General features: G+C 75.1%; 12 protein-coding genes. 2 read left to right on the forward strand and 10 right to left on the reverse strand.

Annotation, left to right across the window (positions count from 1 at the left end; genetic code table 11):
- Positions 1-9: 9 nt before the first annotated feature.
- Positions 10-1149: a glycosyltransferase family 4 protein gene (locus tag VMI11_14895; GenBank protein HTY73684.1), complete on the forward strand. Its 1140-nt coding sequence runs from the start codon at positions 10-12 to the stop codon at positions 1147-1149.
- On the opposite strand, the gene VMI11_14900 is transcribed toward VMI11_14895, so the two are convergent.
- From VMI11_14900 to VMI11_14920, 5 genes are read right to left on the reverse strand one after another with little or no spacing between them, the layout of a single operon-like run.
- The gene (locus VMI11_14900; GenBank protein ID HTY73685.1) at positions 1134-1319 is read right to left on the reverse strand and encodes a hypothetical protein; all 186 of its coding nucleotides are present in this window, start codon (positions 1317-1319) and stop codon (positions 1134-1136) included. The genes VMI11_14895 and VMI11_14900 overlap by 16 nt on opposite strands.
- Complete coding sequence (locus tag VMI11_14905; GenBank protein ID HTY73686.1) at positions 1306-3078, reverse strand: hypothetical protein; 1773 nt, start codon at positions 3076-3078, stop codon at positions 1306-1308. Before VMI11_14905 ends, VMI11_14900 begins: the two co-directional genes overlap by 14 nt.
- The gene (locus VMI11_14910; protein ID HTY73687.1) at positions 3075-4154 is read right to left on the reverse strand and encodes a glycosyltransferase family 4 protein; all 1080 of its coding nucleotides are present in this window, start codon (positions 4152-4154) and stop codon (positions 3075-3077) included. Before VMI11_14910 ends, VMI11_14905 begins: the two co-directional genes overlap by 4 nt.
- The gene (locus tag VMI11_14915) at positions 4151-4933 is read right to left on the reverse strand and encodes a glycosyltransferase (protein ID HTY73688.1); all 783 of its coding nucleotides are present in this window, start codon (positions 4931-4933) and stop codon (positions 4151-4153) included. The genes VMI11_14910 and VMI11_14915 overlap by 4 nt, the downstream gene beginning before the upstream one ends.
- Positions 4881-9113, reverse strand: coding sequence for an alpha-(1->3)-arabinofuranosyltransferase family protein (locus tag VMI11_14920; protein ID HTY73689.1), 4233 nt, complete (start codon positions 9111-9113; stop codon positions 4881-4883). The genes VMI11_14915 and VMI11_14920 overlap by 53 nt, the downstream gene beginning before the upstream one ends.
- 147 nt (positions 9114-9260) lie before the next feature.
- On the opposite strand from VMI11_14920, the gene VMI11_14925 reads away from it, so the two are divergent.
- Entirely contained in the window at positions 9261-10502 is a 1242-nt protein-coding gene (locus tag VMI11_14925) for a hypothetical protein (GenBank protein ID HTY73690.1), read from the forward strand.
- Here VMI11_14925 and VMI11_14930 read toward each other — a convergent pair.
- The 5 genes from VMI11_14930 to VMI11_14950 form a co-directional block, all read right to left on the reverse strand.
- Positions 10476-11315, reverse strand: coding sequence for a class I SAM-dependent methyltransferase (locus tag VMI11_14930; protein ID HTY73691.1), 840 nt, complete (start codon positions 11313-11315; stop codon positions 10476-10478). The two genes, VMI11_14925 and VMI11_14930, sit on opposite strands and share 27 nt — an antisense overlap.
- Before the next feature lie 34 nt (positions 11316-11349).
- Positions 11350-12057, reverse strand: a complete 708-nt coding sequence (locus tag VMI11_14935; GenBank protein HTY73692.1) for a TylF/MycF/NovP-related O-methyltransferase — start codon at positions 12055-12057, stop codon at positions 11350-11352.
- A complete protein-coding gene (locus tag VMI11_14940) occupies positions 12054-14039 on the reverse strand; it encodes an acyltransferase family protein (protein HTY73693.1) in 1986 nt (661 codons plus the stop codon). The genes VMI11_14935 and VMI11_14940 overlap by 4 nt, the downstream gene beginning before the upstream one ends.
- An 11-nt stretch (positions 14040-14050) precedes the next feature.
- Complete coding sequence (locus tag VMI11_14945) at positions 14051-14431, reverse strand: hypothetical protein (GenBank protein HTY73694.1); 381 nt, start codon at positions 14429-14431, stop codon at positions 14051-14053.
- 10 nt (positions 14432-14441) lie between these two features.
- Positions 14442-15411 (reverse strand): UDP-glucuronic acid decarboxylase family protein (locus tag VMI11_14950; GenBank protein ID HTY73695.1); only part of this gene is annotated, 970 nt, incomplete at its 5' end.

A 15411-nucleotide genomic window follows, 5' to 3' on the forward strand; every position in this document is an offset into this window, starting at 1 on the left:
GGGGGGAACGTGCGGGTCCTGATCCTGTCCTGGCGCGACGTGGCGCACCCGGAGGCGGGCGGCTCGGAGACCTTCGTCGACCGGGTGGGCACCCGGCTGGCGGCCATGGGGCACCGGGTCACGGTGTTCACGGCCCGCTACCCGGGCTCGCTCCCCGACGAAGTCGTCGAGGGCTGCCGGTACGTGCGCCGCGGCGGGCGCAACAGCGTGTACGCCCAGGCCGCGCGCTACCTGCTGACCCACCGCGACGTCGACGTCGTCGTGGACATCCAGAACGGGGTGCCGTTCTGGTCCCCGGTGTGGTCGCGTCGGCCGGTCGTCGCGGTGGTCCACCACGTGCACCGGGAGCAGTGGCCCGAGGTCTTCGGCCCGGCCAAGGCGCGGTTCGGCTGGTGGCTGGAGTCCTGGCTCGCGCCACGCCTCTACGCGCGCGAGCGCTACCTCACCGTGAGCGAGGCCACCGCCGCGGAGCTGACGGGACTGGGCATCCCGGCGGCGCGGATCACGGTGGCCTACAGCGGCAACGACCTGCCCGATCCGAGGCTGACCGCCGGTATCCCCCGCACCGCCTACCCGTCGCTGGTCGTCCTGGGCCGTGTCGTGCCCCACAAGCGGGTCGAGCTGGCGGTGGACACCGTGGCCGCGCTCCGGCCCCGGCATCCAGGCCTTCGGCTGACCGTCGTCGGCACGGGGTATTGGGAGGAACAGGTTCGTCGCCACGCCGAACGGCTCGGCGTGGCGGACGCGGTGGACTTCGCCGGCTTCGTGGACGAGGCGACCAAGCACCGCCTGCTCGCTGCCGCGTGGGTGGCCCTGCTGCCCTCGGTCAAGGAGGGCTGGGGGCTCGTCGTCGTCGAGGCCGCCGCCCAGGGGACCCCCACCGTCGCCTTCGCCTCCGCCGGGGGCACGCAGGAGTCGGTGATCGACGGGGTGACCGGGCTCCTCGTCGACGACGAGGCGGGGTTCGTGTCCGCCGTGGAGCGCCTGCTCTCCTCAGCGCCGCTGCGCCACGCCCTCGGCGAGGCTGCGGTCGCCCACGCCTGGCAGTTCAGCTGGGACACCACCGCGAAGGCCGTCGCCCGCGTGCTCGAGGAGGCGACGTCGCCGGCACCTCGCCCGGACGACGGGGCAGTTCACTTCGAGTCGTAGGTCACCACGGGGGCCGTCGCCGGGGTCGTGGAGCGCGCGGTCAGGTTGACCACCGCGACGCTGGCCAGGCCCGCCAGCACCCCGCCGACCACGATCGCGAGGATGAGCGCCAGCAGCACCGCTCCCGCGTCGGCCCGGTCCCGGTCCGCGGACCGATCACCGCTGCTCATGGGTGGCCTCCTCCGGCGCCGGGGCAGGACTCGAGACTACCAGCGAGGGACGTCGGACCAGCAGAGCCCGACGCGTCGTGACTGCGACGACGGCCGCGGCGAGGAGCAGCCAGCCGAGCACGGCTCCGGCCACGAGCTCCGACCGCCGCGGCGGGGGCTGCGGCGTCCCGAGATCGAGCACCAGCAGGCCGGGACCCCGATGGAGGACCGACGAGCCGGCGAGCGCGGACTCGGCCTGTTCCGCGCCGGGAGCCGTCAGGTCGATGACGGCGAACCCGACGCCCTCGGCACGAAGCCCCGGCGCCAACGGGGACCCGGCCTCGACCAGCGCGGCCACCCGGGCCGCACGGGGGTTCTCCCCCCGCACGGTGCGGCGGGCCAGGGGGAGGCTGTCGTTGACGAGGACGACCCGACCGAGCAGGCGTCCCATGGGGTCCAGGGTGACCCGCTCGCCGTTCCAGGACGGGCGGCGGTACGCCGTGAACGGCAGCGACACCACGTCCCCCCCGTGCGGGAGGTGGGCGAACAGGCGCTGGACCTGCACCCACTCCTGCGGGTAGTCCACCGCCTGCAGCCGCCCCCCGACCCCCCAGGCCAGGCTGGGCAGGGCGATGACCGGCACGGCGACCAGGGCGACCGCGAGCGGGGCCGCCGCCCCGACGCGTCGGACGAGGCGGTCCACGGCGAGGCCCACGACCGTCGCGGTGAGCAGCACGAACGGCATGAGCAGCTTCTGGCCGTCGCGGAGGAGCCCCAGCCCGTAGCCCTGCCCATCGCGAAGGACGGCGGACAGGCCAGGGGTCGCCCCCGCTCCGGCGAGGAGGAGGCCAAGGGCTCCGGCGGCGCAGAGCCCTGGACCGAACGGGGGCCCGGACGAGCCGAGCAACCGAGGCAGCCCGAGGAGGAACGCCGCCACCAGCGTCACGAGCGCCGCTGCGGGCAGCAGGACACCGCCTCGTTCCGCGGGCCAGGTCGCCGGGTTCCACAGGCCCCCGAGCGTGAGCAGGCTGCCCCAGGTCCCGAGACCGGTGTCGGCCCTCGCCGCGAACGCCGCGACGCCCGTGGGGTCGGCACCCAGCCCGCCCGAGCGGACCACCTCGGGGACGACCCACACCATGGCCACGGCCGCACCGGGAACGACCACGCCCGTGACGACGCGCCGGACCTGCCGCCGGTAGGGAGCCCCGAGCGGCCAGGCTCCCACCAGCAGCGCGCAGCCGGCACCGACCAGGCCTGACGTCGACCCGCACAGCCCGGCCACCACCACCCACACCGCGGTGTCCGCGCCTCCTGTCGGCTCGCCCGCGCGCAGCCGTCCGGCGGCCTCCACGACCCACGGCAGCACGGCGAGCCCGAGCAGGTACGCCCAGTGCCCGATGACCAGCCGCTCGAGCACCCACGGGTTCCAGACGAAGACGACGGCCGCGCCGACGCCGCCCGCGATCCCGGGCACCAGCCGGGCCGCCCCCGATGCGCCCAGCACGAACACGAGGCACAGCAACAGCTTCTGGACCACGTCGCCCGGCACCAGGTGTTCCGCGAGGGCGACGAGCAGGTCCTCGGGCACCGCCCGCGGGGTCGACCCGTCCGCTCCCCAGGTCGTCGCCGTGACCGGCATGTGCGGGACGAAGACCATGTCGTAGGACAGGACGTAGCCCCGGCGCACCAGCACCGGACCCAGGACGACGGCGGCGGACACAAGGCCGACGAGCGCCCCCACCCAGGCGTTGAGCCGTCGCGTCGCCACGTCGGTGGTCACGGCGGCTCGTGCGCGGCGAAGGCCTCGCCGAGCCGCACCGCCTGTCGGCGGAGGTCGTGGTCGACCTCGACCAGCGCCCGGTTCGCCGCCCCCACGCGACGGCGGCGGGCCGGATCCTCGAGGAAGAGCACGAGAGCCTCGGCGAGCGCCTCCGGGTCGTCAGGAACGAGCAGGTTGTCCCCCCGCACCGCCTCATGGTTGGTGCCACAGGCGGTCGTCACGACCGGCAGGCCGCAGGCCATCGCCTCGAGGTAGGCCAGCCCGAACTGCTCGTTCCACTTCCAGGTGGGCCGTGGCGCGGTGACGAAGACAGCCGCCCGCCGAAGGGTCCGCGCCACGGCGCCGGCATCCCCGGCGGGCAGGAGGCGGACCCCGGACGCGGGGTCCGCGGCGGCGCGAGCCACCCGCGGCAGCAACGGTCCGCTGCCCATGACCTCCAGGCGGGCCTCGGGCACCCGGCGCCGGACCAGGGCGAAGGCGGCCAGCACCCGGTCGATGCCCTTGTTGCGAGCGAGGGGGGAGACGAAGGCGAGCACCGGGTCGGTCACCGGCTCCGGCGCCGGGTGGAAGACCTCGACGTCCACCCCGGGGGGGACCACTGAGACGCGGCTGGTGTCGACGCCCAGGGCGAGCAGGTGCGTGCGCGCCGCCTGGACCATGCAGACGAACAGCGTCGCGCCCTCCAGCGCGCGCCGGGTCGCCGATCGATAGGGCGGGATCCGGTAAAGCGGCTGATAGGGGTCGTTCTCCCAGGTGAGCACCGCCTGGCGCAGCCGGTGGCGACGCGCGTACTCGGCGACCTGACCGGTGACCAGGGAGCACAGCTCGAGCGAGGCGCACCAGTCGAAGTCCGGCGGGACGTCGTCCAGCCGTCGCTGCCAGGCCAGGGCGCCGGCCTCCACGAACCTCGTGACCGGCCGGCGGAACTCCCCGTCCACCCAGGTGATCCGTCCGGGCAGCTGCGGGTGGGTCCCGATCGCGGTGACCGAGGTCTCGGGCATCGCCGCGAGCCAGCTGAGCTCGCGACCGGGACGCTCGTCGGCGAGCGAGGCCCAGAGCAGGCGACGGGGGGTCACGCCGACCGCGCGCCGGCGCGCCCCGTCCAGTAGCCGACGCCGTAGGCGGCGGCCTCGCCGGCGCGCATCAGCGCGATCCCGCCGGTGAGCACCGGGTGGTGGGCGAGCCGGCGGCGGTGCCGCGCCAAGGCCGCCAGGGTCAGCCGTCCCTGCCCGGCGAGCGCTCCCGGGTGTGCCCCAGCGAAGCTGGGCAGGCTGCGGCCGTAGTACACCCGCTTGGCGAGGATGGCGCGCAGGGTGAGACGGCCCTCGTCGTGCAGGATGTGGACGTCGGCGCAGTGCGCGAGGACCGCCCCGGCCGCGTCCAGCCGAAGCCGCAGGTCGACGTCCTCCGGGCCGGCCATGCTCTCGTCGAAGCCACCGAGGCGCTGGAGGACGTCCCGGCGCAGCAGCCGCGGGTAGTACATCGCCGGGTCGTCCAGGTAGCAGGAGCGCTCGAGGGCCCGGCACGCGGTCCAGTAGCCAGGGCCGACGCTGATCTCGGGGATCGACACCGCGTCGGCGCCTGTCTCGAGCGCCACGCGCACCGCGGCGGACACCGTCCGCGGGGGCAGCACCATGTCGGAGTCGACCCACAGGACGTACTCGCCCGAGGCCGCCGCCACGCCGACGTTGCGCTGCGTGCTGCGCTCGGGACCGGCGAGCAGCAGCTGGTCCGCGTAGCGGCGCGCGATGCCCGGGGTCGCGTCGCTGCTGTGGTTGTCGACGACGATCAGCTCGAGCGGCTCATGGTCCTGGGCCGCGACCGAGCGCAGGCACGCCTCGAGGGTCCGCTCCACGTTCCTCGTCGGCACGATGACGCTCACCCGGGGCGGGGCCGGCTGCGCTGCCACGACCCGGGAGTGTGCCAGACCGCCGCCGGCGGCTCGGGCGGACCACTCCGACCGACAGCAGCACCAGCCCGACGAGGGCGAGCAGGTTCGGCCACGGGTTGCGCGCCACCAGGTCGGGGCTCACCTGGCCCCAGCGGGCGTGGTTGCCGGCAACGAAGGCGACCCCGAGGAGGGCCCACGCCGCGAGACCGAGGCCGAGGACCGTGCGCGCCCGTGGGGGGCGCACGAGGTGCCAGGCGAGCAGCGCGAGGGCCACGGCGAGCGCGACCAGCCCGCCGAGGAAGCCGGCGGCGAGGACGATCAGCGCCCACCGGAGGATCTCGGCGCGTCGGGGGTCGGCGGGCGGCGGCTGCCGGTGCCGGTCCGGCGGCAGCGCCTCCCGGCGCCCTCGGACGGCGAGCCCGACGCACAGCATCAGCCCGAGCGCCGACGCGGCGAGCGCGAGGTCCGCGCCGCGCTGCGGGCCGTAGCTGACGACGATGCGGTGCGGGCCTCCCGCGGGGACGAGCCAGCCGGTCGACCACCCGTCGACGACGACCGGGCGGCCGAGGCCGGTGCCGTCGAGGGAGGCGTGCCAGCGGGGGTCGTAGGACTGCCCGAGGACGAGGTAGTACGGCGTGGCGGAGGCGCCGACCTGGACCGTCGCCGTCGTGCGACCCGACGCGACCTGTGCCGTCGGTGGGGTCGCCGACGGGGCGGCTCGGTCGAGGGTGTCGCGCATCGTGACGGAGTCCAGCGTCCAGTCCGGCAGCGCGCGCAGCTGGTGGGCGCCGGCCGCTAGCGGCACCGCCGCCGACCGGCAGGGACCGAACGGGACCGCCGCCGAGGAGGTGATCGGGCCGAGCAGGTGGACGGCGAGTCCGCGGCCGTCCAGCGTGGCCACCGTGGCGCAGGCGTCCGCCGCGCGGGCCGGGTCGAAGCGGATGCGCCCTCCGGCGGCGTCGGTGTCGAGGATGCGCACGGTGCCCGATCCGCTGACGGCCGTGATCCGCAGCTCGACGCTTCGTCCTCGGGTCGGGGTGACGGCGATGGTGTGCATGCCCGGGCCGACCGCTCCCCCGCCGACGGCACGCCCGTCGACGCTGACCTCGATGCGGGTCGCCCAGCCGCCCTGCCACTGCTCGGGCGGCTGGGTCACCGTGACGCTGCGGACCACCCGGTCGGGCCCGGTGACCCGCAGCCACGCGCCGAGCGGGACCGCGGGTGCCCACCCGGTCCCGCGCGAGTCGTCCACGGCCATCGAGGCGCGCACCGTCGGGAGGTCGAAGGCGCGCGAGCTCGACACCGCCGTGATCGCTCCGGTCGCCCCCGCCAGCCGGTCCAGCTCAGGCTCAGGGAGCGTCGCCCCCGGCTCGACGGTGCCGGAGACGTCGTAGCTGCGGGCGAGCGGGAGACTGAAGTCGCGGTCGAGCGCGGTCTCCTCGTCGTCGCTGGCCGTCGCGGCGACGCCGGTGACGCGGGTCAGCTGGACGTCGACGGGGGTCCTCGCCAGGTCGGCGCGGCCCGCCGCAGGCAGGGTGGCCGCGAGCCGCTGGACCGTCAGGGGAAGGGCCGCCGCCGGCCGGACGGCGTACGGCAGCCCGGAGATCTCGGCGATCCCCACCATGGTCTGCGCCGGCCCGGTGGCCGTCCCCACACTGACCCGCAACGAGCGCCCGGCGGCCCCTCGCAGGTCGGCGACGGCTCGGCCGTCGGGCGACACCGGGACCTCGACGGTGCGAGACCCGGCGCTCACCCGGAGCCTGGTGATGCGGTAGTCGCCGGCCGCGACGGTGCGCAACGTCAGGCGGCCGTACGTCCATGAGCGGTCGGTGCTCACCGTGAGGGCCTGCCCGACCGCCGTGCCGAAGTCGCCGAACCACCACGCGGTGCTCGGGTCGCCGTCGACGGCGTTGACCGGGGCCGCCTGCGGGAGGGTCCCGAAGACCGACCCGGACGAGGTGGCGTCGACCCTGACGCCCGGAGTGCGCAGCGTCGTCTGGTCGGCGGCGCCGAACAGCGCGCGGGTCGGGCCCGGGTCCTCGTCGGCTCGCAGCAGCGGCCCGAGGCCGTCGGTGAGCCGGCCGGCAACCGTGGTCCGCCGCCGGTTGCTGTCCGTCAGCACGATGCGGGCCCCGCCGGCGAGGACCTGCCGGAACGCCGCCGCGTCCAGGTCACCCGCGTACCGGAAGGCATCCCCGCTCGTGATCAGGCCGGAGGTGAGCGCGGGCGGGACCGCGAACCCGTCCCCCATGACGACGACGGTCGGCGCCGCGGACTCGGTGTGCACCGGATCGCCGGCCCCGGTGACGGCGTAGCGCTGCAGCGGGGGCAGCAGGCTCTCGAACGGGTCGGCCGGGGCCACGGTCGGCGACAGCGTGTTCTCCCCGGGGGCGCCGTAGTTGCGCACCGGGCGGAGCCCAGGGTCGGCGGACACGACCGACTGGACGGTCGCCGGACGAGCCCCGGCGGTCTGCTCCCAGACCACGTCGTTGCGCACGAGCACGTCGCCGACACCGAGCCGCGCGGCGACCACGGACAGCGCCCCCGCCGGGAGGCTGCCCTCCTGGACGCCCTCGTCGACGGCCTGCAGCAGGTTCGCCGCCTCGGTGCCGGTGACCGGGATGACGTAGCGGACCAGCGTCGGGCGGGTGAACAGCGAGTTGCCGATGTCGTCCGGCCGTTCCCGCGACCAGCGGTAGTCGGAGGAGACCTGGCCGGGGAGGAACCAGACCCGCTGGTCGGCGGGACCGCTGTCGAGGTCCGCCGCCGCCTGCCGCCAGTAGTCCGGGACGGGCATCGGGCTGGTGTACATCCCCCCGGTCCACCACGGCCCCACCGCGCCGATGAGGACCACCGCGGCCCCGGCGCCGAGCACCGCGGCCCGCCGTCGGCGCTGCGGCGACACCAGGCCGGGCGGGGCGAGGAGACGGTGGACGGCCGCCGCGACGAGCACCGAGACGGCCAAGACGAGACCGGCGCCGGCCTTGTTCGTGGTCCGAAAGGCGCTGAGCCCCGGTACGTGCTCGAAGCCGGCGGCCAGCAGCGTCGCGAACGGCGACCCGAGCGGGGTCGGGTAGAGCCCGACCATCACGGCGGCGGTCAGGACGAGCGCGGCGAGCGCCGCGAGCCGCACGGCGCCACGCGCCACGACCAGGGCGACGCCGATGAGGAGCACCCAGCCGAAGCTCAGCAGCACCACGGCCACGTTGGTGAGGTACCCGACCTGGCCAGGCAGCCACGGCCCCCCCGCGTCGCCGCCGTACAGGGGCCACAGGCCGAGGCCCCGCAGCACCTCGGCCCACGAGGAGACCGACGCGATCCCGGTGACGGACTCGGAGTTGCCCACCACGGTCTGCCCGGCCCGCAGGGCGTACGCGGTCGGGACCAGCCAGTACAGCGACAGCAGCAGGGACAGCAGCCCCCACCGCAGCAGGACCGCCCCGACGTGGGTCCACGAGCAACGGGTGCGATGGCGCGCGAGCACCAGGAACGGCGGGATGACCACCAGCTGGATGAGGGGCACGACACCGGCGTTCATGCCCGTCATCGCGGCGAACAGCAGGGCCGCCACCGCCGGGTAGCGCCAGCCGCCGCGCGAGCCCACGGCCCGGCACAGCGCGGCGACCAGCCAGGGCAGCAGGGCGTACGGCCACAGGATCGCCAGCGTCCCCCCGGCGACCACCACGTAGGGGTTGGCGACGTAGACCACCGCCGCGGCCAGGGGGACCCACGGGCTGCTCGGTGATCCGACCAGCCCGCGGGCCAGCCGGGCCGCTCCCCAGGCGGCGAGGGTCAGGAGCAGCAGCCGGAGCAGGCGGGCGGAGACGTCGGCGTCGGCGCCGAACGCCTGGATCACGGCGACCACAGCAGTCACCGGCGCGAGACCGACGTTGAAGCTGGGGAAGCCGAGCTCCGGCGTCGACTGCCAGGCCGAGAGGTACGCACCGAGGCTGCGCACCGGGGCGAGGTAGACCTCGGGCTTGATGTCGGGGTTGAAGACGCCCGGTGAGTTGGCGAACACGAGCAGGGCCAGCAGGCACCAGAGCGCGATCGCCACGGCGCGGGGTGAGACCGGTGAGACCGGTGAGGTCGGTGAGGTCGGTGAGGCCGGGGCCCGCACGCGCACTCCCTGCGGGACGCTCACCCTCCACCCTCCGGACTCGAGGCGGGGGCCGTGCCCCCGCCGCTCGAGGCTATCCCGCGGTGACCGCGGCGACCCTGCTTCGAGCCACCGGCCCTCCCGTGGGGTCTTCACTAGCATCGTCGTCCACCACCGGACAGGGAGAAGGCGTTGGCCGTCGACAGTGCCCGGTCGCTGGGCCGGGCCGGCGTGCTCGTCGGCGTCGCGTCCGCCGCCGCCAACGTCCTCGGGTTCGTGTTCCTGGCGCTGCTCAGCCGGGCGTACTCCCCGGCGCAGTTCGGCGAGGTCTCGGCCCTCCTCGGCGTCGGGGCGATCGGAGCCGTACCCGCGGTCGCGGTCCAGCTGCTCATCGCCCGCCAGCTGGCGGCGGCACCCTCGGGCGCTGATGTGGTCTCCGGTCGCGCGGTCCTCGCCCTGGGGTCGGTCCTGTTCGCCGCCGTCCTCCTCGCCACCCCTGTCCTGCGCCCGGTCCTGCACATCCACGCGACGGCCTCGCTGCTGTGGGTCGGGCTCTCGCTGGTGCCCTTCACGGTGGGCGGGGGCCTGCAGGGACACCTGCTGGGCGCCGAGCGCTTCCGCGTGTACGCCCTCGGGCTGCTGCTGGTGAGCGGGGCCCGGGTGCTCACCGGCGGCGTCGCGCTCGGCGCCCGGACCAGCATCTCCACCACGATGGCCGTCCTCGCGGTGGCGACCCTGGGTGCGGTCCTGGTCCTGGCCGCGCTCACCCGGGTCGGCTGGTGGTGGCGTCCGGGCCGCACCCACGGCTGGTCTCGCGAGGTACGGCCGTTCGGGGTGATCCTCTTCGGGATCGGCGGGTTCCTCGTCCTGTCCGGGCTCGACCTCCTGCTGGCCCGGCACTACCTCGTGAGCCGGTCCTCCGGCGTGTACGCGGTCGGGAACCTGTTCACCAAGGCCGGCCTGTGGGGCCCGCAGTTCGTCGCGATCGTCGTCTTCCCCCGGTTGTCGGCCGGAGCCGGGCGCGGGCTGCTCGTGCGCGCGGTGGCGGCGGTCGTCGTCCTGGGCGGGATCGGGATCGGGCTGGTCGCGGCGCTCGGTCCGTGGATCGTCACGACGGTGGCGGGAGACGCCTACGCCGCCGCCGGCGGCTACGCGTGGCTGTTCGCGGTCCTCGGGATCCTGCTGGCCCTCGTCCACCTGCTGCTGCTCGGTTCGGTCGCCGAGCACAGCGGGTGGGCCAGTGCGGCCGTCTGGGTGGCCGTCGCGGCCGAGGTCGTCCTCGTCGCCACCATCGGCAGCGGCTCCGTCCGCGCCGTGCTCGTCAGCGCGACGGCGGTGACCGGCACCCTGGTGGCCGTGGCGCTCATCCGGCGCCTACGTGCACCCGGCGCCGCGCCCGCCGCCGCGCTACCCGCCGGGGCCGACGCTGCGTGAGCGCTTGGGGACCAGCCGCTTGGCCAGGGGGACCAGACCCGGGAAGCGGTGCAGCGCGCGCCAGACGAGCGAGGTGGCCGGACCGCGGACGCGGACCTGGAAGACCCGTCTGACCTGGACGTCCGGCGACAGGCGCGCCGCCGTCGCGCCGCTGCGACGGTAGGCGAGCAGCGCCAGTCCGTTCGCCCAGCGGGGGTCGTCGTCGTGGGCGGCCTCGAACGTGCGCAGCAGCGACCAGTCCGGGTGCGCCCGCACGTAGCGCTCGGTGGCCCGCGCCACCATCGGCCACGAGGCGTCGTCGACGAGCACGAGGGCCTCGTCGGCGAGCAGCGGCTCGACCACGCCCAGGGCCAGCCAGTGCGCCAGGCCCGTGTGCGCGCCGTCGTAGAAGTAGACACCGACCGGGCGCCCGACGGCGGCCGGGGAGGCCAGCACCTCGAAGCAGTCGCCCTCCAGCAGCTCGAAGTCGCTGCCCTCGGGCGCGTAGCGCTCCAGGTTGGCGCGCAGCTCCTCCCGCGCGTCCGTCCCGAGCATGCCGAACTCCAGGAAGTTCTCCACGGCGACCACCCGTCGCTTCGCCGCGACGGGCAGCACCGCGCACACCGACCGCCCCTTGAAGGTCCCGACCTCGAGATACGCCTCGGTCTCCGGGAGCAGGCTCGCGGCCAGGCTCAGCACCGCCAGCTCGGCGGGCGTGGTGAAGCCCGACACGTGCTCGACGAGGTCGGCGAAACGCCCGTCCGCGGGGACGCCGAGCTCGGGGGGGCCCTCGAAGGCTCGAGGAAGCTCGGCGAGGAACGCCTCGATGTCCATGACCCGCCGGACGTTATCGGACCGGGCCCACCGCTCAGGGCAGCCGGACCACCAGCGCCTGCCCGGTGGGCAGGTACACCGGGCACTCGGGCCGTCCGGCGAAGTACTCGTCGACGGCCGCCCGGGCGCCCGGGCACGACGTCCAGCCGTAGTCGTCCACGACGAGGAACCCGCCGGGAACCAGGCGCGGGTGGAAGAACTCGCACGCGTCGCGGACCGAGGGGTAGATGTCCACGTCGACGTGGACGAGCGCGAACCGGCGGTCCTCGAGACCTGCGGCGGTGCCGGGGAAGACTCCCGGGTGCACCTGGGCGCAGGGCCGGTCGGAGAGCAGGGCCTCGACGGCGGCGAGCGAGGTGTCCGCGAAGTCGCCCTCCCGGTGGAGGTCACGCGCGGCGTCGACCAGCGGCATACCGGCGAAGGTGTCGAAGAGGTGCAGCGCGCGCCCGGCCGGCTGGGCGACGTCGGCGAGCAGCCGGGCGGTCCCGCCCTGATAGACCCCGACCTCGGCGAAGTCCCCGTGCAGGTGCAGCGCCTGGCGGGCCAGCGCCTCCAGCACGTACGCCGCCTGCGGGGTCACCAGGGTCAGGCGCCGAAGCGCCGCGTAGCGGCCGGCGAACCCGGTGTCGTCCTCCCACAGGTGGGCCGGGTTCGGCCGCCCGTCGACGGTGCGCTGCACGCGCCAGCCGTACCTGGCGAGCAGGTCCGCGACGCGACGCTCCAGCCGGGGGTCGACCCTCACGACGTCCTCCCCCGCCCCGCCGCGTCGAGCAGCGGCAGCAGCCAGCGGCCCACGAGGCGGCCGCCGGGGGCGCCGACGTGGACGCCGTCCGGACGTACCAGCACCCCGTCCACCCGCGGCTGGTAGCTCCCGCCGGGGCAGAGCAGGCTCCGGTCGTCGAGCAGGGTCACGTCCGGGTGCCGGGCCGCGAACTCGCGCAGCACGGCATTGACGTGCTGCTGGCGGGCGGCGTCGTTGACCACCGGGGCGAGCTGGACGCCGTCGACCGCCCACGAGGCCTGCCCGAAGCAGGGGACGTCGAGCACGAGCAGCGGGACCCGCCCACCCGTCGTGGCGGTCCGTACCGCCTCCAGCCGGGCCAGCAGCGCCGCGTCAGCCGCGGGAGTGCCCACCCGCAGGACCGAGCCGCCGACCAGCTTGTCGAAGAGGTCCCAGTAGCCCATCGAGAACAAGACGACGTCCGGGTGGACCTGGCGCGCCGCGGCCGTCCACTGGTCGAGATAGCCGTCGCACTGCGGTTGCGCGGGGGTCACCGTGGTCCCGACGACGACCGTCTGCGTCAGCAACCCGCACCCGATGACCGTCGACTCGGAGATCGCATAGCCCCGCATGAGGTCCCGCGGCAGGTACCAGCTGAGGAAACGACCGGGTGAGTCACCGATCACCAGCAGCGAGCGCTGACCCGGGCCCGGCGCGGCGACACGGGTCTCGTAGGTGCCCGTGCTCGCGATCGCCGGCGCGGGGAGCGCACCCCACGTGCCGGCGACCAGGCACACCAGCACGAGGCACACCGCCGCGAGCGCCACCGCCGCGGTGCGGCCTGCGGACAGCCGCACGGTGAGGCGGCCGGTCCGGATCGGCCGCTCGACGAGGACATAGGACGCGGCCGCCGCCACGAGCGTCGTCGCGAAGCGCACGGTGAGCAGCCCCCACCCGTGCAGCCCCGTGCGCTCGGGGGTGAGGAGGAGGAACAGGGGCCAGTGCCACAGGTAGAGCCCGTAGGAGATCAGCCCGACCAGGACGAGCGGCCGCCATGACAGCGCTCGGGCCGCCGGCCCGCGCGGCGCGCGGCGCAACCCGTCGAGGACCAGGGCGACCGAGACGCACAGCAGGGCGAACCCGCCGTCGTACAGCCACCGGCTGCCGTCGCGGCTGTGCACGATGACGAACAGGGCGAGCAGCCCGCCGACGACGGCTTCGACACTGCCGAGCCGGTCGTCGCGGACGCTCCCGGGCCCGCCCGGCGACGGCCGGGGGCGGTTGAACACCAGGACCGCCAGACCGGACCCGATGAGCAGTTCCTGCACCCGGGTGTCGGTGCCGTAGTAGAGGCGGGCCGCGCTCGCGCCGTGACCGGCGAGCCACGCGGTCCACAGGGCGGAGAGGGCGGCGAGGCCCAGCAGGGTGGCGGCGAGCCCGGCCCGGCGGCGCCGGGCGAGCAGGACCAGCCCGCCGAGCACGAGCGGGTACACCCAGTACCACTGCTCCTCGATGCCGAGGGACCACAGGTGACGCAACGGGGACGGCGCGCTGAACTGGTCGAAGTACGACTGCCCGGTCAGCATGAACCGCCAGTTGGCGACGTAGGCGAGCGAGGCCAGCCCGTCCCCGCGCAGCTGCCCGAGCCGGGCCGGGCCCTCGTAGAGCCGTGCCGTCAGACCCACGAACGCCAGGACGAGGAACAGGGCGGGTAGCAGGCGGCGGGCCCGGCGCAGCCAGAACCGGGTCACGTCGACCGAGCCCCAGCGCGCCCGCTCGGCCAGCAGCAGGCTGGTGATGAGGTAGCCGCTGAGGACGAAGAAGATGTCGACGCCGAGGAAGCCACCGTGGGCCCAGCCGACGCCACCGTGGTAGAGCATGACGAGGAGCACCGCGACCGCCCGGAGCCCGTCGAGGCTCGGCTGGTAACCGAGGGCGGGCGCCGCCGCCGGCTCACCGGTGCGCGGCCGGGTCGGGGCCTTCGTCTCGGCTGGTGAGCTCACGACGTCCCGGATCAGTCAGCCGCCGGGCCCTGGCCGTGGTCGGCGAAGAGGGTGTCGCCGTCGCGGTTGCGCGTGCCCCGCTCGGTCCGCCGGGTCGTGCCGAAGGTCCACAGTCCCCCAGCGACGACGACGAGCGCGGCGAGACCGAGGCCGGCGGCCTGCAACTGCCGCTGCCGCACCAGGCCGGAGCAGACGGACGCCGCGAAGCTGCCCGCCGCCGGCTGCGCCGCGGTGCCGCAGCGGAAGGGCGCGCCGGACAGCGTCGGCCGCTCGATCGGGACCACGAGGACGAAGCCCGCGGCGAGCAGCAGGAGGAGGGCGACGACCACGCTGCCTCGGGCACCCCGGGACAACGTCGTCACGGTCCGCGTCTCCACCTCCGAGGTCGACATGCCAGGGAGCCTAGCTGGCGAGGTGGCCCGCTCCTCCCAGGTCGGGGTGGCGCCGGAACCAGTCAACGGTCGTGCGGATCCCCTCCTCCACCGCGACGACGGGCTGCCAGCCCAGGACGTCGCCGGCGAGGGAGATGTCGGGGCGGCGTACCGAGGGATCGTCCTCTGGCCGGGGGACGAAGACGATCGGTGAGGCGGAGCCGACGATGGACACGACGAGCTCGGCCAGCTTGAGCACCGACAGCTCGCCCGGGTTGCCGATGTTCATCGGCCCGGGGTGGCCGCTGCCCAGCAGGCGGACCAGCCCCTCGATCTCGTCCACCACGTAGCAGACGGAGCGGGTCTGCTCGCCGTTGCCGGCCACCGTGACGGGTTCGCCGCGCAGCGCCTGGGTGATGAAGGTCGGGATCGCCCGCCCGTCGTCCGGGCGCATCCGTGGCCCGTAGGTGTTGAAGATGCGCGCGATGCCGGTGTCGGTGCCGAACGCGCGGCGGTACGCCATGGTGACCGCCTCGGCGAAGCGCTTGGCCTCGTCGTACACCCCCCGCGGCCCGACCGGGTTGACGTGCCCCCAGTACGTCTCCGGCTGCGGGTGGACCTGCGGGTCGCCGTAGGCCTCGGACGTCGAGGCGAGGAGGAAGCGAGCGCCCTTCTCGCGGGCCAGGTCGAGGGCGTGCCTGGTCCCCTCGGAGCCGACCCGAAGGGTCTCGATGGGCAGCTGCTGGTAGTCCACGGGCGAGGCGGGCGACGCGAAGTGGAGGACGGCGTCGACCGGGCCGGCGACGTCGAACGGCGCCGACACGTCGACCCGCTCGAAGGCGAACGCGGGATCGTCGGCGAGGTGCGCGATGTTGGCGGTGGTCCCGGTGCTCAGGTTGTCCAGGCACAGCACGTGCCACCCGTCGGCCAGCAGCCGGTCGCACAGGTGGGAGCCCAGGAAACCGGCTCCCCCCGTGACGACCGCTCGCCGGGCCGCTTCG

It is taken from the genome of Actinomycetes bacterium, from assembly GCA_035506535.1.
In the GTDB taxonomy this organism is placed as follows: Bacteria; Actinomycetota; Actinomycetes; order DATJPE01; family DATJPE01; genus DATJPE01.

What these genes read in the sequence shown, in the direction of transcription:
- VMI11_14900 (HTY73685.1), bottom strand. Translation starts at nt 1,319, where the DNA reads ATGAGCAGCGGTGATCGGTCCGCGGACCGGGACCGGGCCGACGCGGGA.
- VMI11_14930 (HTY73691.1), bottom strand. Translation starts at nt 11,315, where the DNA reads ATGGACATCGAGGCGTTCCTCGCCGAGCTTCCTCGAGCCTTCGAGGGC.
- VMI11_14945 (HTY73694.1), bottom strand. Translation starts at nt 14,431, where the DNA reads ATGTCGACCTCGGAGGTGGAGACGCGGACCGTGACGACGTTGTCCCGG.